Genomic DNA, 26,225 nt, shown 5'->3' with positions numbered 1-26,225 from the left:
CCGACCCCGGTCACGCCTTCCAGGTAGACCTGCATTGACCTCAGGCTCACCAACCGCAGCACGACCATCAGTCAGGCTCTAGGAAGAGGTCCCGCAGGGCGGCCCGGTTGTGGAAGTCAAAGCCGATGGTGAGCCCGGCCGACCGGCCGCGTCTCGCCTCGGCGCGGGGCCGACGGCCCCGCGCCGAGGCGAGACCGTCGTTCGGTGCAGTCGCGCCCCCGTCGCGGCCAACCGGCCCCGGCGCTCCCGCTCCGCGCCCGGGCCGGCTTCCGAAGCGGGCTACCAGCGGTGTCGCGACGGCGCCGGGTGGAGTTTGGCGACGAGCGCCGAGAGGAAGACAGGGAGCTTGTCGACCATGGCTTTGGGGACTGGAGTGGACTGGACGGTATCTCTTCTCACGTCCTGGACGACGAGGGTATGGGTGCCGTTCTCCTCGATGAGTTCGGCGGCAAAGAGCAAAGTCTGCGTGGAGGTTTCCATCAGAACTCCTGGGCGTGCGTGTCGTCGAGCCAGGCGGTCCACGCCTTGGTGGTCTGCTCCTCGTCGCTGTTCGCGGCGAACAGGTGGTGGCCGAGCCAGATCGGTACGTTCCAGGTGCTGCCGTTGAAGAACCGGTACAGGGCGTCCGGGCCTCGCAGGCCGATGAAGTCGGTGCTGATCCAGTCGACGACCACCTCCACGGGTTCATGCTCGGGGCCGGGGGCCAGGAGCGTGGAGCGGTCGCCGACGGCCGCGTCGTCGGCGAGGCCGAGGCGCCGGCGCAGGGCGGCGAAGTCGGCCGGGTCGGCAGTGGGTTCGGGGCGCTGGGACCTGATGTAGACGGCGGGCCGGCCGGCGAAGTGCCGGAGATACTCGGCGAGGGCGTGCTGGTGGAAGTCGACGTACTTCTCGGCCACGTCCGTCTTGGCGTCCCAGTTCCAGGCATCGTCGACGACACCCGTGTGCACCCAGTGGATTCCCATACGCAGATGGCTCGCGACGCCGTCGGACGACTCGATGCGGTAGCTGAGCGTGTTGGAGAACCCGCCTTCCTGGGTTGCCCGGACAGCGAAGTGATGCGGCGGCTCCCACGCCACGACGGTGGCATCTCCCCGGGTGACCTTTCCGCCGACGCGCGGCTCGATTTCCATCGGATAGAGCCAGCCGAGGTTGCCGGGGCCGGTGGCGACGGCGTTCCAGACCTGGTCGGGCGGGACGGGCAGGTACTGCTCCCGGCAGACCTCGAACTCTCGGGCCATGGTCAGTACTCCTTCGTCGTTCAGTGTCAGTAGGCGAGCGGGAGAGCGGTCAGCCGCCGCTGCAGCGGGTTGTCCCGCCAGTCCAGGGTTGACGCGTCGGCCAGCCGCAGCTCGGGAAGCCTGCGCACCAGGGTGCCGACGGCCACCTCCGCCTGGAGCTTGGCCAGTGGGCCGCCGAGGCAGAAGTGCGGGCCGTGGCCGAAGCTCAGGTGCCGGTTGCCCGGGCGGGACAGATCGAGCCGGTCGGGGTCCTCGAAACGTTCGGGATCGCGGTTGGTCGCGCCGAGGAACAGGTAGACCAACTCACCCTCCCGCAGCGTCCGTCCGCCGATCTCCAGGTCCTGCGCGACGACCCGGACGATCGCCTGGGTCACCGTGTCGTAGCGGGCCAGTTCCTCGACGGCGCCTCGGATCAGGTCCGGGTCCGCGCGCAGCCGGTCCAGCTGGTCCGGGTGGCGCAGCAGCGCAAGCACGCCGTTGCCGATCAGGTGGGTGGTGGTCTCGTCGCCGGCGGTGATCAGGACGAAGCAGGTGGACAGCAGTTCGGAGTCGGTGAGCCGGTCGTCCTGCGCCTGGGTGGCGACCAGGGCGCTGATCAGGTCGTCGCCCGGTGCATGCCTGCGCTGCCGGATGAGCCCGAACAGGTACTCCTCGTACTGGTCGATCGCAGCCTCGGACTTGTCGATGTCCTCGCTGAGTCGGCCGAAGCGGCGGAACCAGCTCTTGACCTGCGGTCGGTCCTCTTCCGGAATGCCGAAGAGTTCGCAGACCACGGACATCGGCAGCGGGGAGGCGACGGCCTCGATCAGGTCCATGGCCGGCCCGGCCGCGACCGCCTCGTCGATGAGCCGGTCGACGATCCGCTGGACGCCGTCGCGCAGTGCCTCCACCCGCCGGGCGGTGAAGGCTCTGTTGGCCAGTTTGCGCAGCCGGGCGTGGTCCGGCGGGTCGGTGTTGGTCATCACCCGGCCTAGTCGCTCGGTGAGCCGGCTGAGGGCTTTGAGGTCGCCGCCGAGCGCGCTGTAGGCGCGGGTCATCCGGTCCCGGTCGTTTGACAGCCGCAGGTCGCCCAGGGCTGCCTCGACGTCCGCGTACCGGGTGAGGTACCAGATGCCCTGGGGGCTTCGGTGGACCGGGTCCTCGCTCCGCATGCGGGCGTAGAGCGGGTACGGATCCCGCCGCGCCCCGGAGGTGAACAGGGCCGCGGCGAGGTCGTCGGGCCGGGCGGGGCCCGCGCTTTCGCGGGCCCCGCCCAGTGTGTCGGCGGAGGTCATGTCGGCCTTGCTACCGCTGGGCGTTCATGGCGTCGGCCAGGCTCTTGGGCCGCATGTCGGTCCAGGACTGCTCGACGTGTTCCAGGCAGGCGGCGTGGGAGTCGGGGCCGTGGACGACGGTCCAGCCGGCCGGGACGTCCGCGAACTGCGGCCAGAGCGAGTGCTGGTTCTCGTCGTTGACGAGGACGAGGAAGGTGCCGTCCTGGTCGTCGAAGGGGTTGGTCATGGGTCAGTCCTCCTGAGGGGAATGGGTGGTGTCACCGGCGTCACCGGTGGCCTCGGCGATCCTGGCGGCCAGGACCGGCCCGATCTGGGCCAGCGATCCCGCCTGGGTCATCTGGTCGTGCCGGGTGGTGATCTCGTGGGATTCGATCCGGCCCGTGATGTACGGGCGCCAGACCTCCGGCCCGGCGTCGTCGTGGCCTCGGTCGATCGTGGAGTTGAACAGCAGCAGATCCCCGTCGTACCTGCCGGGGACGAAGTCGACCGCGAGCTTCGCGTTGTTGATCATGATCTGGACGATCACCTCGACCTGACGTTCGTTCAGGCCGGCCAGCGCGCTGCCCCGCCGGTTCAGTACCTCGGCGACCTCGGCGTAGGTGATCTCCTGGTCGTCCAGCTCGTCCGGGTCGACGTCGAGCACCCCGACGAGCACGTCCCGCACAGTGGGCACCGGCTCCTCCTCGAACCGCACGTCCTTCACCGGGTAGGCGTCGAGGATCGCCAGCAGTGCGGTCCGCTCGCCTCGGGCCTGCAGTTCGCAGGCCAGTGCGTGGGCGATGAGTCCGCCCGCGGACCAGCCGAGCAGCAGGTACGGGCCCTCCGGCTGGATCTTCTGCACGTGGTCGGCGTAGTCCGCCGCCATCTCCTCGTAGGACGCCGGAAGGGGCTCGGGGCGGCCTAGGCCGCGCGCCTGGATCGCGTACACCGGGTGCTGCGGGCCGAGGTGGTTCAGCAGCCCGCTGTAGGACCAGCTGATGCCGCCGCCGGGGTGAACGCAGAACAGCGGAGTGCCCGTCCCGGTCGAACGCAGCGGCAACAGCACGTCCAGCGCGTCGTCCGGACCGTTCATGGAGAGGCGTTCGCTGAGCCCGGCCACGGTCGGCGCCTCGAACAACAGGCGAAGCCCCAGCTCCAGGCCGAGGGTCTCGCGGACCCGGGAGGCCAGCCGGGCGGCCAGCAGCGAGTGCCCGCCCAGATCGAAGAAGCCGTCGTCGATGCCCACCTGCTCCCGGCCGAGGACCTCGGCGAACAGGCCGCACAGCAGTTGTTCCTGCGGCGTCCGGGGGCCACGCCCGGCATCCGATGCCCCGTAGTCGGGGGCCGGCAGCGCGGCTCGGTCGAGCTTGCCGTTGGCGGTCAGCGGCAGCGTGTCCAGGGTGACGAACGCCGCCGGCACCATGTAGTCGGGCAGTTCGCGGCGCAGCCGGCCGGCCAGCTCGGCCGTCCCGGGCGCACCCTCGGGCGTGGGTACCAGGTAGGCGACCAGCCGCTTGTCTCCCGGCCGGTCCTCACGGGCGACCACAGCCGCCTGGGCGACGCCCGGGCAGCCCGTCAGGACCGCCTCGATCTCCCCGGGCTCGATCCGCTGACCGCGCAGCTTGACCTGGTGGTCGACGCGTCCGGCGAACTCCAGAGTGCCACCCCCGGCCTCCGCCTGGCGGCGCCCGTCCGGGCGCCACCAGGCGAGGTCGCCGGTGCGGTACATCCGGCTTCCGGCCGGCCCGTACGGGTCGGCGGTGAAGCGCTCAGCCGTCAGGCCGGGGCGGCCGAAGTAGCCGCGGGCCACGCCCGTCCCCGCGAGGTACAGCTCACCCACCATGCCCGCCGGCACCGGCCGCAGCCGGTCGTCGAGCACGTAGGCGCGCATGTTCGCCATCGGCCCGCCGATCGGCACGGTCGCGGCGTTCTCGGCGAGGTCGCGCACAGGGTGACAGGTGGCCAGGGTGGTGGCCTCGGTGGGCCCGTAGCCGTTGACCACCTCGATGCCGGGGCATGCCGTGAGCACCCGCGCGGCGGCAGCGGGGGAGACCACGTCGCCGCCCGTCCACACCTCGCGGACCCCGGCGAGCGCGCCCGGTCGCTCCTCGGCGACCAGACGGAACAGACCGGCGGTCAGCCACAGTCCGGTCACCCCGTGCGTGGTGATCGTGTGCTGCAGCAGGTCGAGGTCGAGCTGCTCGGGCGGTGCGACCACGACCCGGCCACCGTTGAGCAGGGGAACCCACAACTCGTAGGTCGACAGGTCGAAGGCCGTCGGAGAATGCATCAGCACCCGCTCATGTCCGCCACCACGCCATTCGGGCGTCAGCGCCAGGCCCGCCACGTCCCCGTGGGTCACGGCCACGCCCTTCGGCCGTCCGGTCGAGCCGGAGGTGTACATGATGTACGCCACCTGCCCCGGTTCACAGGAGACGTCGACGTCGTACGGGTCGGCGGCCGCGGACCGCATGAGTGCGGAGAGCACCTCCGGTGTGAGGACCAGGGCGGCCCCGCTCTCCCGCATGATCAGGTCGATCCGGGAGGACGGGAAGCGGGAGTCCAGCGGTACGTAGGCGCCACCCGCCTTGACGATAGCCAGGATCGCCACGACCAGCTCCGCCGAGCGGTCCATCAGAACCGCGACCGGCGTCTCCGGCCGTACGCCCTGGCGGATCAGCGCCCTCGCCAGGCGGTCGGCCCGCAGGTCGAGCTCCGCGTAGGTCAGCTCGGTGCCGCCCGCCACGACCGCGACGGCGTTCGGGTTGGCCCGCACCTGACGGGCGAACAGCTCCGGCACCGAGGCCGACGGCAGCTCCGCGGCCGTGTCGTTGAAGCCGTACAGCAGCCGGTGGCGTTCGGCGTCGGACATGAGGTCGATCCGGCTGATCGGCAGGCCGGGGTCGGCGACCGCCGCGCGCAGCAGACGGGCCCAGCGCTCGAACAGCAGCTCCACCGTGGACGCGTCGAACAGGTCGGTGGCGTACTCCACCGCACCGACCAGACCGTCGGCACCTCCGTCAGGGCGGAACTGCTCGGCGAGGCTGAACGTCAGGTCGACCCGGGAAGTCCCGGTCGGCGCCTCCAGGTGGCCCGTCTCCAGCCCTGGCAGGGCGAACTCACCGAGCGGCGCGTTCTGCAGGGCCAGCATGATCTGGAAGATCGGCGGCGTCACCGAGCAGGTCGCGTTGCCAGCGGGTGTAGTCGGCGTACTGCACCGGCAACGGGGACCACTGCGGCTCCTCGCCCCGGCAGCGCGCCGCGTAGGCCGTCGCGAGGTCGCCGGAGAGCGGTCCCATCGACCAGCCGTCGGCGGCGATGTGGTGCACCACGACCAGCAGCACGTGCCGGTCGGGGGCGAGCGCGTACAGCTCGGCCCGGATCGGCGGCTCCGCGGCCAGGTCGAAGCCGCGCCGGGCCGTGTTCGCCAGGCGCTCGGCCAGCCGGCTCTCGCTGACTTCGACCACCGGCAGCGCCGGATGTGCCTGCGCGGTGCTCAGCACGATCTGGTACGGAACGCCGTCGGTCTCGTGGAAGACCGTCCGCAGGCTCTCGTGCCGGGCGATCACGTCCGCGAGTGCGGCGTGCAGGGCCGACCGGTCGAGGCTGCCGGTCAGGCTCAGCGCGAGCGGCATGTTGTAGGTGGCGCTCGGTCCGTCCATCCGGTGCAGGAACCACAAGCGGCGCTGGGCGAAGGACAGTTCCAGGCGCTCCTCGCGGGGCCGGGCGGTCAGCGCGGGCCGCGCTGCTCCGGAACCGTCCAGGTGGGCTGCCAGCCCGGCCACGGTCGGGGTCTCGAACAGGGTGCGGACCTCCAGCTCCGCGCCGAGGGTCGCCCGGACCCTGGAGGCCAGGCGGGTGGCCAGCAGCGAGTGTCCGCCGAGGTCGAAGAAACTGTCGTCGACCCCGACCTGTGCCAGCCCCAGCACCTCGGCGAACAGCTCGGCGAGGACCTGCTCCTGGGGGGTGCGCGGCGCCCGCCCGACAGCGGCCGTGCCGAGGTCGGGGGCAGGCAGTGCGCGGCGGTCGAGCTTGCCGCTGGCCGTCAGCGGCAGCGCGTCCATCGCGACGAACGCCGACGGGACGAGGTAGTCGGGCAGCTGCCCTCGCAGCCAGTCCCGGAGTTCGCCGAGGAGGGCGCCGGTGCCACGGCTGCCGGCCGGGCGGTTGGTCAGCGAGGACAGCGACCGGCCGGAGGCCCCGGCCGGCCGGCACGGCTCGAACGTCGAGCCGTGGAGTGCACCGGTGAGGACGACATCCACGGCGTCGGCCGCGGTGGCCGACCAGGTGACGGACACCGTGCGGCCGAACTCCCCGCCGAGGGCGTGGAACTCCTCCGGGTCGGGGAGGTCGCTCTCCTTTGGGGTGTGCAACCGCTCCAGCAGTTCCGCGAGCGGTCCGTCCTCGTCCTGTACCGCCCGGGCAAGGGCGGCTTCCCCCACCACACGGCGGTTCGGCACCCCGGTGATCCGCAGCACCTCGGCGGGCGGCTGGGCGAGCAGCTCGCGCAACCCGGCCGTCCCGGTGATCTGCCGCCCCCAGGCCAGCTCGACGGAAGCGGTCGGGCTCTGCGGGGCGACGAGCGGTTTGCGCAGCGTCACGTCGTAGCGGTAGCGAGTCAGTTCGTTGTGGTGGCGGCCGCGCTTGACCTCCACGGCCATCGCGCCGATGTCCGTGCCTTGCTCGCGCAGGACGGTGAAGAAATCCGGATCGACGAGGAGTTCCTTCTCCACCCTGAGAGCCTGCTCCACTGCACGGCGCACGGCCGCGCGGTCGGAGCCGTCGTCGGCCCGGTGCAGCTCGACAGCGGTGGCCAGCGGGCGCAGCAGCCGCAGGTTGCGGACGTCGCCGACGAAGAGCGCACCCCCGGGGGCGAGCAGCTTCATCAGCTTCCCGATCACGTCCGCGAGGTACTCGGCGGTCGGGAAGTACTGCACCACCGAGTTGATCACGATGGTGTCGAACTCATCGGCCGGCAGCCCGTCGGTGTCGTGCGCCGGACGGGTCTCCAGCACCACGCGCCCGTTCAGCCCCTCCTCCTTCGCGACCTGGGCGGTCAGGGCGTCGATCGCGGTGGCGGAGAAGTCGGTCGCCCAGTAGGTCTCGCACCGGGGTGCGATCTGTGAGAGCAACAGGCCGGTACCGACTCCGATCTCCAGCACCCGGCGCGGCTTCAGGGCCAGGATGCGGGTCACGGTCGCGTCCCGCCATTCCCGCATCTGCTCGACAGGGATCGGGCCGCCGTCGTAACTGCTCTTCCAGCCGACGAAGTTGTGTCCGAAGGCCGCTGTGTCGGGGGCGATGGGCAGGGCGTCGTAGACGTCCTGCCACTCGCCCACGTGGTCCGCTTCCAGGCCGCTGTCCCGGGCCGTGTCCTGGCGCGGGACGATGTAGCCGACGAGCGAGTCGTCCTGTGCCGCGACGGCGGCCTGGGCGACGGCGGGGTGCTCGGTCAGGACGGCCTCGACCTCGCCGGGCTCGATGCGGAAGCCGCGGACCTTCAGCTGGTCGTCGGCGCGACCGGCGTATTCCAGCTGGCCGTCGGCCAGCCGGCGCACCAGGTCGCCGGTGCGGTACATGCGCTCACCGAGTCCGAACGGGCAGGCGACGAACCTCCCCGCCGTCAGGCCGGGCCGGTGGAGGTATCCGCGCGCCAGGCCCGCGCCCGCGACGTACAGCTCTCCTGTTACGCCCGGCGGCACCGGCCGCAGACGGTCGTCGAGCACGTACACACGGGCGTTGGCGATCGGCCGGCCGATGGGCGGCACGCCGGATCCCGGGGTCAGCGGGTCGCTCATGGTCGCGCACACCGTGGTCTCGGTGGGTCCGTACGCGTTGATCATCCGGCGTCCGGGTGCCCACCGCTGTACCAGTTCCGGCGGGCACGCCTCTCCCGCCACCACCAGCGTCGACACGGTCACCGTGCCGTCCGGCACTGCGGCGAGGACGGACGGGGGCACCGTCACGTGGGTGGCGCCGAGGCCCGGATCGGTCAGGGCGGCGACCGGATCGGCGGCGGGGGGCAGCACCAGGGTGGCGCCGCCCAGCAGGGCGGTGAAGATCTCCGACACCGAGGCGTCGAAGCTGGGGGAGGCGAACTGGAGCACCCGGCTGCCGGGTTCGATCGCGAAGCGCTCGATCTGTCCTGCGACCAGACTCGCGACACCCCCGTGGCCGACCACGACGCCCTTGGGGCGGCCGGTCGAGCCCGAGGTGTAGATGACGTAGGCGGGGTGGCGGATGTCGAGTGCGATGTCCGGTTCGGTGTCCGGCCAGGTGCCTTCGGTCACCATGGCGGGGTTGTCGATGACCACGGCCGGGTGGGCGTCGTCCAGCATGTAGCCGATCCGTGACTGCGGGTAGGCCGGGTCCACGGGCAGGTAGGCGGCGCCTGCCTTCAGGACACCCAGGACCGCTACCACTGATTCCACCGAACGCGGCAGGGAGACCGCCACCACTTGCTCCGGGCCGACCCCCTGGGCGATCAGTGCATGGGCGAACCGGTTCGCCCCCGCGTTCAGTTGCCCGTACGTCAGCTCTACGTCACCGCTGACCAGCGCGACCGCGTCCGGTGCAGCCGCCACCCGCGCCGCGAAGGCCTGCGGCAGCGGGACGGTGTCCACGTCCCGGGCGGTGGCGTTGTCGCGTTCCAGCAGCAGGTGCCGCTCGTCGGCGCCGAGGAGGTCGATCTCCCCGATCGGCAGCTCGGGGTCGGCGGTGACGGCCTCCAGCAGGAGCGTCCAACGCCGGACCAGAGCGGCAACCGTCGAGCGGTCGAACAGGTCGGTGGCGTACTCGACCGCGCCGGCGATTCCTGCCGGGCTCCCGTCGGGACCGAACTGTTCGGCCATGCTCACGCCGAGGTCGAACTTGGCGGTGCCGGTCGCGACCGCGTAGGTGGTGACGTCCAGGCCGGGCAGCGAGAACCGGCCCATCGGCGCGTTCTGCACGGCAAGGATGGTCTGGAACAGTGGGTGGTGGGACAGGGAGCGGGACGGGTTCAGCGCCTCCACGAGGTGCTCGAACGGCACGTCCTGGTGCGCGTACGCCGACAGCGCGGTCTCCCTCACCCGGCCCAGCAGCTCAGCGAAGCTCGGATCACCACTCGTGTCGGTGCGCAGCACCAGCGTGTTGACGAAGAACCCGACCAGATCGTCCAGTGCCTCGTCCGTGCGCCCCGCGATCGGACTTCCGATCGCGATGTCCGTGCCCGCGCCCAGTCGTGTGTACAGCGCCGCCAACGCGGCCTGCAGCACCATGAACAGACTCGTTCCGGTGTTCCGCGCCAATTCCGTCAGCGCGGTGTGCAGTTCGGGGTCGAGTTCCAGGCCGACGTGGTCTCCGTGCCGCCCTGCGACAGCAGGACGGTGCCGGTCGGCGGGCAGGGGGAGCAGTTCCGGCAGGTCGGACAGCTGCCGCTTCCAGTAGTCGAGCTGCTCGGCGAACCGGCTCTGCGGGTCGGCGGTGTCGCCGAGCAGCTCGCGCTGCCACAGCGTGTAGTCGGAGTACTGCACGGGCAGGACCGGCCGGGTGTGCGTCCGGCCCTCGCAACGGGCCGCGTACGCCTCGGCCAGGTCGCGGGCCAGCGGCCCGGTGGACCAGCCGTCAGCGGCGATGTGGTGCATGACCAGCAGCAGCACGTGCTCGTCCGGCGCGAGAGCGAACAGCTCGGCCCGCAGCGGCGGCTCTGTCGCGAGTTCGAAGGGCTGCCGGGCGGACTCGGCGAGCCGCTCCGGCAGTTCGTCCTGTGTCACCTCGGTCGGCCGGGCCCGGAGGCGGACCGTGGCCGCGTCCAGCACGCGCTGGCAGGGTACGCCGGCGACCTCCGGGAACACCGTCCGCAGGCTCTCGTGCCGGGCCACCACGTCGGCCAGGGCTTGATTGAGCGCGGGGCGGTCGAGTGTTCCGGCCAGCCGCAGCGCCAGGGGGATGTGGTACGTCGCGGCGGCGTCCATACGGTGCAGGAACCAGAGCCGGCGCTGGGCGAAGGAGAGCGGCACCGCCTCGGGCCGCTCGTACGGGGCCAGCGCCGGGCGGGCGCGGCCGGCGCGGGCCAGCGCCTCGGCCAGGCCCGCCACGGTGGGCGCCTGGAAAAGCGCGCGCAGTTCGAGTTCCACGCCGAGCACCGAGCGCACCCGGGCGGCCAGCCGGGTGGCAAGCAGAGAGTGCCCGCCCAACTCGAAGAAGTCGTCGTCGACCGAGACCCGCTGCACGCCGAGCACCTCCGCGAACAACTCCGCGAGAATCTGCTCCTGCGGCGTGCGCGGCACCCGCCCGCTTCCCGCCGGAGCGGCTTCGGGCACGGGCAGTGCCGCTCGGTCCAGCTTCCCGTTGGGCGTCAGCGGCAACGCGTCCAACATCATGAAGACGGTCGGCACCAGGTAGTCCGGCAGCCGCTCGCGCAAGTGCACCGCCAGCTTCGCAGGAGAGGCAGCCACGTCCGGGTGGGCCACCACGTAGCCGACGAGCCGGTCGTCCACGGCCGCGACGGCGGCCTGGGCGACGGCGGGGTGCTCGGCCAGCGCGGCCTCGACCTCGCCGAGTTCGACGCGGAAGCCGCGGACCTTCACCTGCTGGTCGGCCCGGCCGACGTACTCCAGCTCGCCGCCGGCACGCCGCCGCACCAGGTCGCCGGTGCGGTACATCCGCGCGCCCGCAGGCCCGAACGGGCAGGCCGTGAACCGTCCCGCGGTCAGACCCGGCCGGTCCAGGTAGCCGCGTGCCAGACCGGGGCCGGCGACGTACAACTCCCCGGGCACGCCCGGCGGGACGATGCGCAGCCGCTCGTCCAGTACGTACGTCCGGAAGCCCGCGACCGGTCGCCCGATGGGCGGCACGCCGGGCCCCGGGGTCAGCGGGTCGCTCATGGTCGCGCACACCGTGGTCTCGGTGGGTCCGTACGCGTTGATCATCCGGCGTCCGGGTGCCCACCGCTGTACCAGTTCCGGCGGGCACGCCTCACCCGCCACCACCAGGGTGGTCGCCGTCAGTTCGGTACCGTCCAGCGCGGCCAGGGCGGAGGGCGGCAGCGTCACGTGGGTGACAGAGCACCGGCGGTCCGTCAGGGCCTCCAGCGGAGCCTCGGCGGGGGCCAGTACGAGGGCGGCACCGGTGAGCAGCGCGCTGCACAGTTCCCAGAAGGACGCGTCGAAGCTGGGCGAGGCGAACTGGAGCACCCGGCTGCCCCGCGCCACACCGAGCCGGTCGACCTGCGCCGCCACCAGGCCCGACACGCCGGCGTGGCTCACGACGACGCCCTTGGGGCGGCCGGTCGAGCCCGAGGTGTAGATGACGTAGGCGGGGTGGCGGATGTCGAGTGCGATGTCCGGGTCGGTGTCCGGCCAGTTGCCTTCGGTCACCATGGCGGGGTTGTCGATGACCACGGCCGGGTGGGCGTCGTCCAGCATGTAGGCGATCCGTGACTGCGGGTAGGCCGGGTCCACGGGCAGGTAGGCGGCGCCTGCCTTCAGGACGCCCAGGACCGCTACCACTGATTCCACCGAACGCGGCAGGGAGACCGCCACCACCTGTTCCGGGCCGACCCCCTGGGCGATCAGTGCATGGGCGAACCGGTTCGCCCCCGCGTTCAGTTGCCCGTACGTCAGCTCTACGTCACCGCTGACCAGCGCGACCGCGTCCGGTGCAGCCGCCACCCGCGCCGCGAACAACACGGGCAGGCTCTCCCCGGCCGCTCCCTCCTCGACTGCGGGCAGCAGCTCGTCGCGTTCCTCGGCGGCCAGCAGGTCGATCCCGCCGAGCGGCCGGTCGGGTGCGGCGGCGACCGCGGCCAGCAGCCTGGTCCACCTGGCGGCCAGGGTCTCGACCGTCGCACGGTCGAACAAGTCGGTGCTGTACTCGACAGCGCCGCTGAGTCCGGCCGGCTCGCCGTCGGGGCCGTACTCCTCCGCGAACCCGAAGGTCAGGTCGAGCCGCGCGGTCCCGGTGAGCACGGCCATTCCGGAGACCTGGAGGCCCGGCAGCTCGAAGGCGCCGCCCGGCGCGTTCTGCACGACCAGACCGGTCTGGAACAGCGGGTGGTGGGACAGGGAGCGGGACGGGTTCAGCGCCTCCACGAGGTGCTCGAACGGCACGTCCTGGTGCGCGTACGCCGACAGCGCGGTCTCCCTCACCCGGCCCAGCAGCTCAGCGAAGCTCGGATCACCACTCGTGTCGGTGCGCAGCACCAGCGTGTTGACGAAGAACCCGACCAGATCGTCCAGTGCCTCGTCCGTGCGCCCCGCGACCGGACTCCCGATCGCGATGTCCGTACCCGCACCCAGCCGTGTGTACAGCGCCGCCAACGCGGCCTGCAGCACCATGAACAGAGTCGCCCCCGATCGTCGTGCCAACTCCACGAGCGCCGCATGCAGCTCGGCATCGACCCGGAGTTCCAGCACGTCACCGCTGTACGACATGGCGGCCGGGCGCGGCCGGTCGGCAGGCAGCTGCAGCTGCTCGGGCAAACCGGCCAGCGTCTGCGTCCAGTAGGCGACCTGGCGGGCGAACAGGCTGTCGGCGTCGTCCTCGTCGCCCAGGATCTCGTGCTGCCACAGGGTGTAGTCGCCGTAGGTCACGGGCAGCGGTGGCCATGCAGGTGCCCCGCCACCCTGCCGGGTGGTGTAGGCGGCGGCCAGGTCACGGGCGAGCGGACCCATGGACCAGCCGTCCCCGACGATGTGGTGCATGACCAGCAGCAGCACATGCTCGTCCGGTGCGAGAGCGAACAGCTCCGCCCGAAGCGGCACCTCCGAGGTCAGGTCGAAGCCGCGCACCGCCGCCTCGCGCAGCAGTGCGGACACCTCCCTTTCGCCGGCCGTGCGCACGGCCAGGGGGACGGCGACCTCGGCTGTGTCGAGCACTCGCTGGTACGGAATTCCGCCGGTGTGCGGGAAGACCGTGCGCAGGGTCTCGTGCCGGGCCACCACGTCCACGAGCGCGGCGCTCAGTGCGGCCCGGTCGAGGTCTCCGGACAGCCGCAGGGCCAGCGGCATGTGATAGGTGGCGCTCGGCGCGCCGAACTGCTGGAGGAACCAGAGCCGGCGCTGGGCGAACGACAGCGGCATCAGTTCGCGGCGGGGCCGGGGCACCAGAGCCTGCCGCGCGGTTCCGGCGCCGTGCAGCCCGGCCGCCAGTCCGGCGGCGGTCGGCGTCCGGAACAGCGCGCGCAGCTCCAGTTCGACCCCCAGGGTCGCCCGGAGCCGCGAGACCAGCCGGGTGGCGAGCAAGGAGTGCCCGCCCAGCTCGAAGAAGTCCTCGTCGACCCCGACAGCGGCGAGACCCAGCACCTCTGCGAACACCTCGCACAGGATCTGCTCCTGCGGCGTGCGCGGCGCCCGGCCGCCGGCGGCCGGGCCCGGATCCGGCGCGGGCAGCGCCGCCCGGTCGAGCTTGCCGTTCGGCGTCAGCGGCAGCGCGTCGAGCAGCACGAACGCGGACGGAACCATGTAATCCGGCACCCGGTCACGCAGGAACACCGCCAGCGCCGACGCGATTACCCCGTTCGCGTCCGAGGGGACGACGTACGCGACGATCCGGTCCTCCCGGGCGAGTACCACGACCTGGGACACGCCCGGGTGCGCGGTCAGCTCGGCCTCGATCTCACCGGGCTCGATCCGGAACCCGCGCACCTTGACCTGGTGGTCCACCCGGCCGGCGAAATCCAGCTCGCCGTCGGCACGCCAGCGCACCAGGTCACCGGTGCGGTACATCCGCGCGCCCGCCGGCCCGAACGGATTGGCGACGAAGCGCCCGGCAGTCAGACCGGGCTGGTTCAGGTAGCCGCGCGCCAGCCCCGATCCGGCCAGGTACAGCTCGCCCAGCACACCGGGAGCCACCGGTCGCAGCGCCGAATCCAGCACGTACGCCTGGCAGTTGGCGATGGGACGGCCGATCGGCACCGGCAGCGGGCAGTCGGCCGGGTCGGCCGGAAGCGGGTAGGCGGTGATCACATGGGTTTCGGCGGGCCCGTAGTGGTTGTGCAGCACCCGGCCCGGCCGGCGGGCCTGGAAGCGGCGCATGGCACCACCCAGCCGCATGGCCTCTCCGGCCTGGGCGACCAGCCGCAGGTGCGGCAGGTCAAGACCGGCCTCCTCGGCTGCCTCGGCCAGCGCCTCGACCACCAGATTCGGCGCGAACAACTCCTCGACCCGGTGCCGGTCCAGCCAGTGGGCGAGCAGCTCCGCGCTGCGGCGCTGCTCCTCGGTCGGCACCACGAGGGTCTTCCCGTACAGCAGCGCGGACAGCACCTCCTGCACCGAGACGTCGAAGCTGATCGCGGTGAACTGAGCCGTGCGCGTGCCGGGTTCGCCACCGACGGTCCGGTGGTGCCACTCCAGCAGATTCAGCAGTCCGGCGGCGGGCATCGCGATGGCCTTGGGCCGGCCGGTGGAACCGGAGGTGTAGATGACGTAGGCCGGGTGCCGGGCGTCCACGGGGACGGCCGGATCGTGCTCCGGCAGCTCGCCGGCCGGTGTGACGGCCGCGAGGTCGTCGAGCACGACGGCCGGGCGGGCGTCCTCCAGCATGTACGTGATGCGGGCGGCCGGGTAGTCCGGGTCGATCGGCAGATACGCCGCGCCCGTCTTGAGTACCGCGAGGACGGCAATCACCAGCTCGGCCGAACGCGGCAGTCGCAGGGCGACGACCTGCTCCGGGCCCACGCCTCGGGCGATCAGTGCGTGGGCCAGGCGGTTGGCCCGGCGGTTCAGCTCGCGGTAGGTCAGCACGGTGTTCTCGAACACCACGGCCGGGGCCTGGGGCGTCGACCGGGCCCGCGCCTCGAAGAGCGCGGGCAGGGTGGCGTCGGGCGCTGGGCCGGCCGTGTCGTTGCGGGCGACCAGCAGCTCGTGGCGCTCCTCGGCGGTGAGGACGTCGACCCGGCTCAGCGGACGTTCCGGGTCGGCGACCACTGCCGCCAGCAGCCGCAGCCACCGGGCGACCAGTGCCTCCACCGTGGCAGCGTCGAACAGGTCGGTGCTGTACTCGACCCGCCCGATGATGCCCTCGGCCGACCCCCCGGTGCCGCCGCGCTCCAGCAGGTGCAAGCCGAGGTCGAACATCGCCGTCGGCGTCCGAACCAGCACGATCTCGGTGGTCAGACCGCTCAGCTCGAACTCGGTGCGGGGCACGTTCTGCAGCGCGAGCAGTACCTGGAACAGCGGCTGTCGGGTGAGCGACCGGGACGGATTGAGGGCCTCGACGACATGCTCGAACGGCAGGTCCTGGTGTGCGTACGCGCCGAGAGCCCCCTCCCGGACCCGGACCAGCAGCTCGGCGAAGGACGGATCGCCGCTGGTGTCCGTGCGGAGCACCAGGGTGTTGACGAAGAACCCGATGAGGTCGTCCAGCGCCTGGTCGGTCCGGCCCGCGATCAGGCTGCCGACCGGGATGTCCGTACCCGCACCGAGCTTGTCCAGCAGCGATGTCAGGCCGGCCTGCAGCACCATGTACACGCTGGCGCCGTGCTCCCGGCCCAGCCGGACCAAGCCGGCGTGAAGTTCCGCGTCCAGCTCGATGGCCAGGTGGCCGCCGGAGGAGGAAGGTGTCGCGGGGCGATGGCGGTCGGCGGGAAGCCGGATCTGCTCCGGCAGGTCCGCGAGTGTCCGCGTCCAGTAGTCGGTCTGACGGGCGGACAGGCTGTCGGGGTCGGCCGCATCGCCGAGCAGCCGGTGCTGCCACAGGGTGTAGTCGGCGTACTGCACGGGCAGCGACGCCCACTGCGGCGTCCCGCCCTGGCGGCGTGCCGCGTACGCGGTGGCCAGGTCGGCGGCCAACGGGCCCAGCGACCAGCCGTCACCGGCGATGTGGTGCATCACAAGGAGCAGGACGTGCTCGTCCGCCGAGACCTCGAAGACCTCGGCACGCAGCGGTGGTTCGGTGGCGAGGTCGAAACCGCGCGCAGCGGCCTCCGCCAGCAGTTCCGCCGGCACCGGCCCGTCGGCCGGGGTGACCGACAGTTGCGGGTGCGCCTCTTCCATGGGGAGTACTCGCTGGTAGGGCACGCCGTCGGTGGCCGGGAAGACCGTGCGCAGGGTTTCGTGCCGGCCGGCGAGGTCGCTCAGCGCCGCTTCAAGAGCCGCCAGGTCCAGCGGTCCGGAAAGCCGCCACGCGAGCGGCATGTTGTAGACCGATTCGGCGCCCTCCAGCTGGCGCAGGAACCAGAGCCTGCGCTGAGCGGACGACAGCGGCACCAACTCGGGCCGCTTCGACCGCCCGAGGGTGAGCCGGGCCCGGTCCGCGTCGCCCAGCCCGGTAGCCAGCCCGGCCACGGTCGGGGTTCGGAACAGGGCGGACAGGGCCAGTTCCACGCCCAGCGTCGCACGGACGCGCGCCACCAGCCGCGTAGCGAGCAGGGAGTGCCCGCCGAGGTCGAAGAAGTTGTCGTCGACACCGACCTGAGGCAGGCCCAGCACCTCGGCGAACAGGCCGGCCAGCACGTGTTCGTGGGGAGAGCGCGGTGCCCGGCCGGCCGATGTCTCGGTGGACTCCGGCTCGGGCAGGGCGCGCCGGTCCAGCTTGCCGTTCGGGGTCAGCGGCAGCGCGTCGAGGGAGACGAACGCGCCCGGCACCATGTACTCCGGCAGCCGCTCGCGCAGATGAGCCCGCAGGTCCTCCGGCCGGAGCTCAGCCCCGGTGGCGGCCTGCAGATAGGCGACCAGGCGGGGGCCCTGCGCCCGGTCCTGCCGGACGATCACGGCGGCCCGCGCGATCCCCGGGTGCTCGGCGAGGACCGCCTCGACTTCCCCGAGTTCGATCCGGAAGCCGCGGATCTTGACCTGGTCGTCGGTGCGGCCGAGGAACTCCAGGTTCCCGTCCGGGTTCCACCGCACCAGGTCGCCCGTGCGGTACATCCGCGAGCCGCCCGGACCGAACGGGTCGGCCACGAACCGTCCCGAGGTCAGGCCCGGCCGGTTCAGATAGCCGCGCGCCAGGCCCGCACCCGTGATGTACAGCTCACCCGGCACATCCGCGGGCACGGGCCGCAACGCGGCGTCGAGCACATGCAGCCGGACACCGCCGAACGGCCGGCCGATCACCTGGCGTGAACTCGACTCCAGCGGCGCGACGACCGAGTCCACCGTGCACTCGGACGGCCCGTAGTAGTTCAGGGAGAACACTCCGTCGGCCGCCCGGAGCCGCTCCCACATCTGCTCCGGCACGACCTCGCCGCCCAGCGCGACCACCGAAGGACGCCACCGCGGGTCGTCCAGCAGACCGTGTTCGATCAGGACCTGCAGATAGGAAGGGGTGCCGCCGACCGTGTCCAGGTCCGCTCGCACGGCGTACTCGAGGTAGGCGTCCGGGTCGGACCAGGTCGCCTCGTCCAGGACGTGCAGCTCATGGCCCGCGAACAGGGCGAACAACTGGTCGCAGGAGCCGTCGAACGACACGGAGGTGGTCAGTCCCATCCGCACCCGCTCCCCGGCCCTGGAAATCAGCGGCCGCTGGTTGGCGAACAGGTTGACCAGACCGCCGTGCGTCGCCACCACACCCTTGGGCCTGCCGGTGGAACCCGAGGTATAGATCACGTAGGCCGGGTGGCTCGGGTCGACGGCCACCATCGGATCGGCCGTCGGGCAGCTCGCCACCACGGCGGCCGTCTCCGGCTCGTCGAGCACCAGCCGGCCGGCAGCACCGTCCGGAAGCCGGCCCAGGGTGCGGGCGTCGGTCACCGTCAGGACCGGTTGGGCGTCATCGAGCAGGTACGCGATCCGGGCAGCCGGATACTCGGGGTCGACCGGAACATAGGCGGCGCCTGTCTTCAGCACCGCCAGAATTGCCACCACCAGCTCGGTCGACCTCGGCAGTGACACCGCCACCAGCTGCTCCGGTCCGGCGCCCCGCGCGAGAAGCGCGTGCGCCAGCCGGTTCGCCCGCGCATCCAACTCCGCGTACGTCAGCGACGCTTGCGGCCCCACCACCGCGAGGGCGTCAGGAATCGCCCGCACCTGAGCCCGGAACAGGTCCAGCACGCCCTCGGCCGGCGCCGCGGCCACCGCAGGCCCGGTGCCCAGCTCCGTCAGCTCACGGTGCTCGTCGGCGCTGAGCAGGTCGAACCGGCTGAGCCGCTGCCGCGGATCGGCGACCGCCGCGCGGAGCAGCCGCTCCCACCGCCCGATCATCGTCTCCACGGCGGCCGGGTCGTACAGGTCGCGGGCGTACTCGACGGACCCGTCGATCCCCTCCGGGGAGCCGTCCTCCGCGTGCCGCTCGGACAGGGTGAAGATCAGGTCGAGCTTGGCCGTGGTGGACGTCGACGGCATGTCGTCGACGCGCAGCCCGGGCGGCGCGAAATCGGCCCTGGGCGCGTTCTGCAGCACCAGCATCACCTGGAACAGCGGGTGGTGCGCCAGCGACCGGGACGGGTTCAGGACCTCGACCAAGTGCTCGAACGGAAGGTCCTGATGGGCGTATCCGGCCAGTGCGGTGTCCCGGACCTGGCTCAGCAGCTCGGCGAACGTCGGATCGCCCGAGGTGTCGGTACGGAACACCAGGGTGTTGACGAAGTAGCCGACCAGCTCGTCCTGCGCCTGGTCGGTCCGACCGGCGACCGGGCTGCCGACCGGAATGTCGTCGCCCGCGCCGAGCTTGCTCAGCAGCGCCGCCAGCCCTGCCTGGAGCACCATGAACAGACTGGTCCCGTGCACGCGGGCGAGCTCGCGAAGGCCGCGGTGCAGTTCGGCGTCGAGACCGGCGAGTACGGCACCGCCCCGGTGTGAGGCGACCGCCGGGCGGGACCGGTCGGTGGGCAGCTGGATCAGCTCCGGGAGACCGGCCAGCTGCCGGGTCCAGTAGTCCGCCTGGCCGGCGAGCAGGCTGTCCTCGTCTGCGGAGTCGCCGAGCAGTTCGTGCTGCCACAGTGCGTAGTCGGCGTACTGGACCGGCAGCGGCGACCACTGCGGCTCCTCGCCGCGGCGGCGCGCCGCGTAGGCGGCGGTCAGGCCCTGCGCGAGCGGGCCCAGCGACCAGCCGTCACCCGCGATGTGGTGGAGCACCATCTGGAAGACGTGCTCGTCCGGCGCCAGCTCGAACAGTTCGACCCGCAGCGGCACATCGACCGCCAGGTCGAACAGGCGGTCCTTGGCCGCCGCCATCAGAGCGGGCAGATCGGCCTCGGTGGTCCCGCTCACGAGCAGCCGCGGGCGGGCTGCCTCCACCTCCAGCACCTGCTGGTGCGGCACGCCGTCCACTGCCGGGAAGACGGTGCGCAGGCTCTCGTGCCGGGCCACCACGTCCGCCACGGCGGCCTCCAGGGCCCGCCGGTCCAGCTCCCCGGACAGCCGCCATGCCAGGGAGATGTGGTAGTTGGCACCGACGCCCTCCAACTGGTGGAGGAACCACAGCCGTCGCTGCGCGAACGACAGCGGGATCACGTCGGGGCGCTCGCGCCGGACAAGGGCGGCCTGCGCCGGCCCGGCCGCCGCCAGAGCGGCGGCCAGGCCCGCCGGGGTCGGCGCCTCGAACAGGGTGCGCAGCGGCATCTCCACGCCGAGTGTCGCGCGGATCCGGGCGACGAGGCGGGTGGCCAGCAGCGAGTGCCCGCCCAGCTCGAAGAACCCGTCCTCGACGCCGGCCGACGCCACCCCCAGAACCTCCGCGAACAGCTCGCAGAGGATCTGCTCCTGCGGAGTGCGCGGCGCCCGGGCGGGGGCCGCCGGGGTGAGGTCGGGAGCGGGCAGGGCCCGATGGTCCAGCTTGCCGTTGGCGGTCAGCGGCAGCGCGTCCAGGACGAGGAACGCCGACGGCACCATGTACTCCGGCAACCGCTCGCGCAGGTGCTCCCGCAGGTCGGCGGAGCTCGGTGCGGCGCCCACGGACGGCACCAGGTACGCGGTCAGCCGGGTGTCGTCGGCCCGGTCCTGCCGCGCCAGTACGGCGACCTGGGCGATCTCCGGATACGCGGCCAGCGCTGCCTCGATCTCGCCGAGCTCGATCCGGAAGCCGCGCACCTTCACCTGCTGGTCGGCCCGGCCGACGTAGCGCAGGCTGCCGTCCGCCGCGCGGCGCACCAGGTCACCGCTGCGGTACATCCGCGACCCCGGCGGCCCGAACGGGTCTGCCACGAACCGCCCGGCAGTCAGGCCCGGCCGGTTCAGGTAGCCGCGCGCCAGGCCCGCGCCCGCGACGTACAGCTCGCCGGGTACGCCCGGGGCCACCGGCCGCAGGCCGTCGTCGAGCACGTACGTCCGCAGGTCCGGGAGGGCCGCGCCGATCTGGCCGGCGGTGGTGCCGGTCCCGTCGAGCGCCGTGTACGTGACGTGCACCGTGGTCTCGGTGATGCCGTACATGTTGACCAGCCGCGGCGCGTTCTCCGGGTGCCTGTCGTACCAGCTCGCCAGCCGGGCGTGCTCCAGCGCCTCACCGCCGAACACCACCGTGCGCAGGGCGAGTCGGCAGCCGGTCTCCCGGGACTCCGCGTCCGCCTGCATCAGCTGGTAGAAGGCGGACGGCGTCTGGTTGAGCACCGTCACCCGCTCGCGGGCGAGCAGTTCCAGGAACCGGCCGGGCGAGCGGCTGGTGTCGTGGTCCACGACCACCAGGCGGCCGCCGTGCAGCAGCGGGCCCCACAGCTCCCACACCGAGAAGTCGAAGGCGTAGGAGTGGAAGAGGGTCCACACGTCCTCGGCGGAGAAGCCGAACAGGTCCCGCGTGGTGTCGAACAGGCGCACCACGTTGCGGTGCGGGACCACCACGCCTTTGGGGTTGCCGGTGGAACCGGAGGTGTGAATGACGTAGGCGGCCTGGCCCGGGTCGACGGCGACCCCCGGGTCCGTGTCCGGCAGCCCGTCCAGGACGGCGGTGTCCAGCAGCAGCCGGTCCACGTGCTCCGCCCCCGGCAGCTCTCCGATCCGGCTCGTCGTCACGAGCAGCGAGGGCTGGGTGTCCTGGAGCAGATAGGCGATTCGGGCAGCCGGGTACTCCGGGTCCACCGGTACGTACGCGGCGCCGGCCTTGAGGACCGCGAGCACCGCGACGACCAGCTCCGCCGAACGCGGCAGGGCCAGCGCCACCAGGTCCTCCGGCCGCACTCCGCGGTCGATCAGGACATGCGCCAGCCGGTTGGCGCGGGCGTTCACCTGGCCGTACGTCAGAGTGGCTTCGCCGTCCGTGAGGGCGGTCGCGTCCGGGTTCGCCCGCACCTGCCGCTCGAACAGTGCGGGCAGGCTGTTCTCCGGCAGTTCCCCGTTCCGGTCGGCGCCGGCCGGCAGCAGTGCCCGGAGCTCGTCGGCGGACAGCACGTCCACCTGGCCGATCCTTCGGCCGGGGTCGGCGACGACGGCGCGCAGCAGCCGCAGCCACCGTTCGACGATTTCGGTGACGGTGGCCGCGTCGAACAGGTCGGTGCTGTACTCCACCACGCCCGACAACCCGTCCTCGCCAGGCTGTTCGGCCAGGACGAAGTTCAGGTCACACTTGGCCGTCCCGGTGTGGACCAGGTCGGTCGCTACCCGCAGCCGCGGCAGGTCGAAGGTGCCGGACGGTGCGTTCTGCAGGGTGAGCATGGTCTGGAACAGGGGGTGGTGCGCAAGCGTCCGGGACGGGTTCAACGCCTCCACGAGGTGCTCGAACGGCACCTCTTGGTGCGCGTACGCGGCCAGCGCGTCGGAACGAACCCGGCCCAGCAGGTCGGCGAACGACGGGTCGCCGGACAGATCGGTGCGCAGCACCAGGGTGTTGACGAAGAAGCCGACCAAGTCGTCGAGGGCCTCGTCGGTGCGACCCGCGATCGGCGTGCCGATCGGGATGTCGGTACCGGCGCCGAGCTTGCCCATCAGAGCGGCCAGACCGGCCTGGAGCACCATGAAGAGGCTGGCTCCGCCGTCGCGGCCGACTTCGCGCAGCTCCCGGTGCAGATCGGCGTCGATCCGGACCGGCAGGTGAGCGCCCCGGTAGGACATCGCCGCAGGCCGGGGTCGGTCGAAGGGCAGCTCGACCTGCTCGGGGAGGTTCGCCAACGCGTCCCGCCAGTATGCGAGTTGGCTGCTGAGCAGGCTGTCGGGGGCAGTGCCGTCTCCCAGCAGCTCCTGCTGCCAGAGGGCGTAGTCGGCGTACTGGACCGGCAGCGGTGACCACTCCGGCTTCGCCTTCTCGCTCCGCGCTGCGTAGGCGGTCGCCAAGTCCCGCGAGAGCGGCCCCGTCGACCAGCCGTCACCGGCGATGTGGTGCACCACCAGGAGCAGCACGTGCTCCTCGGTACCGAGCCGGAACAGTTCGGCACGCAACGGCGGCTCCTCGGAGAGCTCGAAGCCGTACCGCGCCGCTTCCGCCAGCCGGTCCGGCAGGTCGCGCTCGCCGAGCTCCGTCACCCGCAGCCGCGGCTGTGCCGCGTCGACGTCGAGCACCCGCTGGCACGGCACGCCGTCGACCACCGGAAAGACGGTGCGCAGGCTCTCGTGCCGCTCGACCACGTCCGACAGGGCGGCTTGCAGGGCGGGCTGGTCCAGGGTGCCGGACAGCCGCAGAGTCAGCGGGATGTTGTAAGTGGCACTCGGGCCCTCCATACGGTGCAGGAACCACAGTCGGCGCTGCGCGAAGGACAGCGGGACCGTCTCGGGCCGCTCGCACCGCCCCAGAGCAGGGCGCGCCCGGCCCGCGACGTCCACCGCGGCCGCCAGCTCCGCCACCGTCGGCGCGTCGAACAGGTCGCGCAGCCTCAGCTCCACGCCCAGCACGGACCGCGCTCTGGCAATCAGCCGGGTGGCCAGCAGGGAGTGTCCGCCGAGGTCAAAGAAGTTGTCGTCGACACCGGCCTGGGGCAGGCCCAGCACCTCGGCGAACAGCCTGGAGAGCAGGTGCTCGACAGCGGTGCGCGGAGCTCGGCCCGGTGCGACGGGCTGCCGCCCGGGCGCCGGGAGGGCGTGCCGGTCGAGCTTGCCGTTCGGGGTCAGTGGCAGCGCGTCCAGCACGACGAACGCCGACGGCACCATGTGCTCGGGCAGCAGCTTCCGCAGCCGGTCCCGCAGCGCGTCCGCCCGGACGTCCTGTCCCGCGGCGGGGACGACGTAGGCGACCAGCAGGGGTTCCTCGTCGGTGCGCACCGTGACGGCGGCCCGCGCGATTCCCCGATGTTCGGCGAGGACCGCCTCGATCTCGCCGAGTTCGATCCGGAAGCCGCGGATCTTGACCTGGTCGTCGGTGCGGCCGAGGAACTCCAGGTTTCCGTCCGGGTTCCACCGCACCAGGTCACCCGTGCGGTACATGCGCGAGCCGCTCGGACCGAACGGGTCCACCACGAACCGCCCCGAGGTCAGACCCGGCCGGTTCAGATAGCCGCGCGCCAGGCCCGCACCTGCGATGTACAGCTCACCCGCCACACCCGCGGGCGCCGGCCGCAACGCGGAGTCGAGCACGTACAGCCGGGCGTTGGTGACGGGTCGGCCGATGACCGGGCGCGGGCTCGATGCCGTGGGAGCGGTCACCGAGTTGACGGTGCACTCCGAGGGTCCATACAGGTTGAGGCAGGAGAGTCCGTCGGCGGCCCGCAACCTTTTCCAGAGCTGCTCGGGGACGGCCTCGCCGCCCGCCGCGATCAGCGCTGGGCGGCCCTGCGGATGGTCCAGCAGCCCATGGGCGACGAGCACGTCGAGGTAGGAAGGGGTGGCCTCGACGTAGTCCAGCCCGCGGCACGCCGCGTAGTCCACGAAGGCTTCGGGGGCGGTCCAGGTCGCATGATCCAGGACGTGCAGCTCGTGGCCGGCGAAGAGGGCCATGAGCTGGTTCCAGGAAGCGTCGAAGGACACCGAGGTGGTCAGCGCCACGCGCAGCCGCCGCCGGTCCTCCAGCAGGTGTGCGAACTGCACGAGCCGGTGGTCGGTGAGCACGTCGAGCAGACCGCCGTGCGTCGCCACCACACCCTTGGGCCTGCCGGTGGAACCCGAGGTGTAGATCACGTACGCCGCGTGGCTCGGATCGACGGCCGGCATCGGGTCCGAGACGGGGCAGCCCGCCACCAGGGCGGCTGTTCCGGGCTCGTCGAGCACCAGCCGGTCGACCGTGCCCGCGTCGGGCAGACGCGCACCGCTGCGGGCGTCGGTCACCACCAGAGCCGGGCCGGCGTCGTCGAGCAGGTACGCGATCCGGGCGGCCGGGTACTCGGGGTCGACCGGGACGTACGCCGCTCCGGTCTTCAGCACTGCGAGGATCGCCACCACGAGCTCGGCCGACCTCGGCAGTGACACCGCCACCAGCCGCTCGGGCCCCGCGCCCCGCGCGATCAGCGCGTGCGCCAGCCGGTTCGCCCGCGCGTCCAGTTCCGCGTACGTCAGTGAGACATCGCCGCACACCAGCGCGACAAGGTCCGGAGTCGCCCGGACGTGCTCCCGGAACAGTTCCGGGAGGCTCCCGGTCGATGCTGCCGCCGTCGGTCCGGTGCCGAGGGACAGTACCTCGCGGTGCTCCTGCTCCGTGAGCAGGTCGATCCGGCCGACCGTCTCGTCCGGGTCACAGTCGGCGACGGCGTCGAGCAGGGCGAGCAGCCGCTGCTGGTGCGCGGCGAGGTCGTCGTCGCCGTACGCCTCCGGGGCGCCGTGCAGCCGGAGAAGCGGGGGGTTGCCGTCCCGGTAGTCGAAGACCCAGACGGCCAGGTCGGTGGTGGACCCAGACACGAAGTGGTGAACCGAGGCGGGATGCCCGGCGAAGCTCGGCCTGGCGTTGAAGGCCATGATGTTGACGATCAGCGGGAACGCGGTTCCGATGCTGCCGGGCGCGCCGAGGTCGCGCAGCAGGTCCTCGCTGCGGTAGCGCTCGTGCGCGACGGCCGACTCGACCTCCCGGGCCGCTTGGGCGACGAGATCGCCCCACGGCATCTCCGGTCGCACGGTCAGGCGCAGGGGCACCACGTTGGACAGGGTGCCGGGTACGGACATCAGGTCGGAGCCGGAGCCTCGACGGGCGGTGACGGGGAGAGCGAGCACCACGTCCTGAGCGCCGCTCAGCCGGTGGGCGTAAAGCGCTGTCGCCGCGACCACCATCCGGGACCACCGGACACCGGCCCGGCCCGCCGCGGCCCGCAGTGCCTCGGGGCTCCGCAGTTCCACTTCCCCGGCCACGCGCAGAGACCGGTGCGGGTCGGTCGCGGACGTGTCGGTGAGCCGGGTCGGGGAGGGCAGGTCGGCGAAGCGCTCGGTCCAGTAGGAGCGGTCGGCGGCGAAGTCCACGGATGAGCGGTAGGCGGCGTCGTTGTCGACCAGATCCCGCAGCGAGCCGAACGGGCAGGGCGGGACAACACCGTCGTCGGCCAGCGCCGAGTACACCTCGCCGACCCGCTGCCGGACCATGGAGCTGCTGATCGCGTCCAGCACCACATGGTGGTAGTTCAGGTACCAGAGGAACTCCGTCGCCGACAGCCGGATCAGGGCATGGCCGAACAGCGGATCACGGCCGAGGTCCAATGGACGGGCCAGGTCCTGCTTCATCCAGTCCATGGCCGCCGCCCGGGGATCCGGCTCGGTGCCGAGGTCGAGGTGGACCGGCGCCCAGTCCCAGGTCTCGCGGAGGATCTGGCGCGGGCCTTCACCGTCGTCGACGAAGGTCACGTGCAGGGCGTCGACCTCGTCGACCACCCGGCGCAGCGCGGCTTCGAACAGCTCCGGGGCGACCGGCCCGTGGATCTCCAGGCATTCACCGACGCGGTAGCCCGGGATCGGTGTCCGGGAGCTCTGCTCGGCGAGCCAGATCTCCCGCTGGGCCGCGGTCAGGGGAAGGACGTCTCCGTCGCGACGGGACATGGGGGTAC

General features: G+C 72.2%; 6 protein-coding genes. All 6 read right to left on the bottom strand.

Going from position 1 to position 26,225, the window contains the following annotated elements; all coding sequences use genetic code 11:
• Window positions 1–279: 279 nt before the first annotated feature.
• The 6 genes from OG322_RS34375 to OG322_RS34350 are packed head-to-tail and all read right to left on the bottom strand — an operon-like array spanning window position 280 to window position 26,217.
• Window positions 280–480: a hypothetical protein gene (locus tag OG322_RS34375; RefSeq protein ID WP_123467704.1), complete on the bottom strand. Its 201-nt coding sequence runs from the start codon at window positions 478–480 to the stop codon at window positions 280–282.
• A complete protein-coding gene (locus OG322_RS34370; protein WP_123467706.1) occupies window positions 480–1,238 on the bottom strand; it encodes an SRPBCC domain-containing protein in 759 nt (252 codons plus the stop codon). Before OG322_RS34370 ends, OG322_RS34375 begins: the two co-directional genes overlap by 1 nt.
• 26 nt (window positions 1,239–1,264) lie before the next feature.
• Window positions 1,265–2,512 (bottom strand): cytochrome P450, encoded by a 1,248-nt coding sequence (locus tag OG322_RS34365; RefSeq protein ID WP_124286245.1) that lies wholly within the window; start codon window positions 2,510–2,512, stop codon window positions 1,265–1,267.
• A gap of 10 nt (window positions 2,513–2,522) precedes the next feature.
• Window positions 2,523–2,738 carry an MbtH family protein gene (locus tag OG322_RS34360; RefSeq protein WP_123467710.1) on the bottom strand — a complete coding sequence of 72 codons (216 nt, stop codon included), beginning with the start codon at window positions 2,736–2,738 and terminating at the stop codon, window positions 2,523–2,525.
• Between the two features lie 3 nt (window positions 2,739–2,741).
• Window positions 2,742–5,642 carry a non-ribosomal peptide synthetase gene (locus tag OG322_RS34355; protein WP_329307402.1) on the bottom strand — a complete coding sequence of 967 codons (2,901 nt, stop codon included), beginning with the start codon at window positions 5,640–5,642 and terminating at the stop codon, window positions 2,742–2,744.
• On the bottom strand, window positions 5,611–26,217 hold the full coding sequence (locus OG322_RS34350) for a non-ribosomal peptide synthase/polyketide synthase (protein WP_329307401.1): 20,607 nt from the start codon (window positions 26,215–26,217) through the stop codon (window positions 5,611–5,613). The genes OG322_RS34355 and OG322_RS34350 overlap by 32 nt, the downstream gene beginning before the upstream one ends.
• Window positions 26,218–26,225: the final 8 nt, after the last annotated feature.

The sequence above is a fragment of the Streptomyces sp. NBC_01260 genome, assembly GCF_036226405.1.
GTDB lineage: Bacteria > Actinomycetota > Actinomycetes > Streptomycetales > Streptomycetaceae > Streptomyces > Streptomyces laculatispora.
This window is presented reverse-complemented; position numbering and strand designations above follow the sequence as displayed.

Coding starts and splice junctions, on each gene's coding strand:
- OG322_RS34375 (WP_123467704.1), bottom strand. CDS start 480: ATGGAAACCTCCACGCAGACTTTGCTCTTTGCCGCCGAACTCATCGAG.
- OG322_RS34370 (WP_123467706.1), bottom strand. CDS start 1,238: ATGGCCCGAGAGTTCGAGGTCTGCCGGGAGCAGTACCTGCCCGTCCCG.
- OG322_RS34365 (WP_124286245.1), bottom strand. CDS start 2,512: ATGACCTCCGCCGACACACTGGGCGGGGCCCGCGAAAGCGCGGGCCCC.
- OG322_RS34360 (WP_123467710.1), bottom strand. CDS start 2,738: ATGACCAACCCCTTCGACGACCAGGACGGCACCTTCCTCGTCCTCGTC.
- OG322_RS34355 (WP_329307402.1), bottom strand. CDS start 5,642: ATGCTGGCCCTGCAGAACGCGCCGCTCGGTGAGTTCGCCCTGCCAGGG.
- OG322_RS34350 (WP_329307401.1), bottom strand. CDS start 26,217: ATGTCCCGTCGCGACGGAGACGTCCTTCCCCTGACCGCGGCCCAGCGG.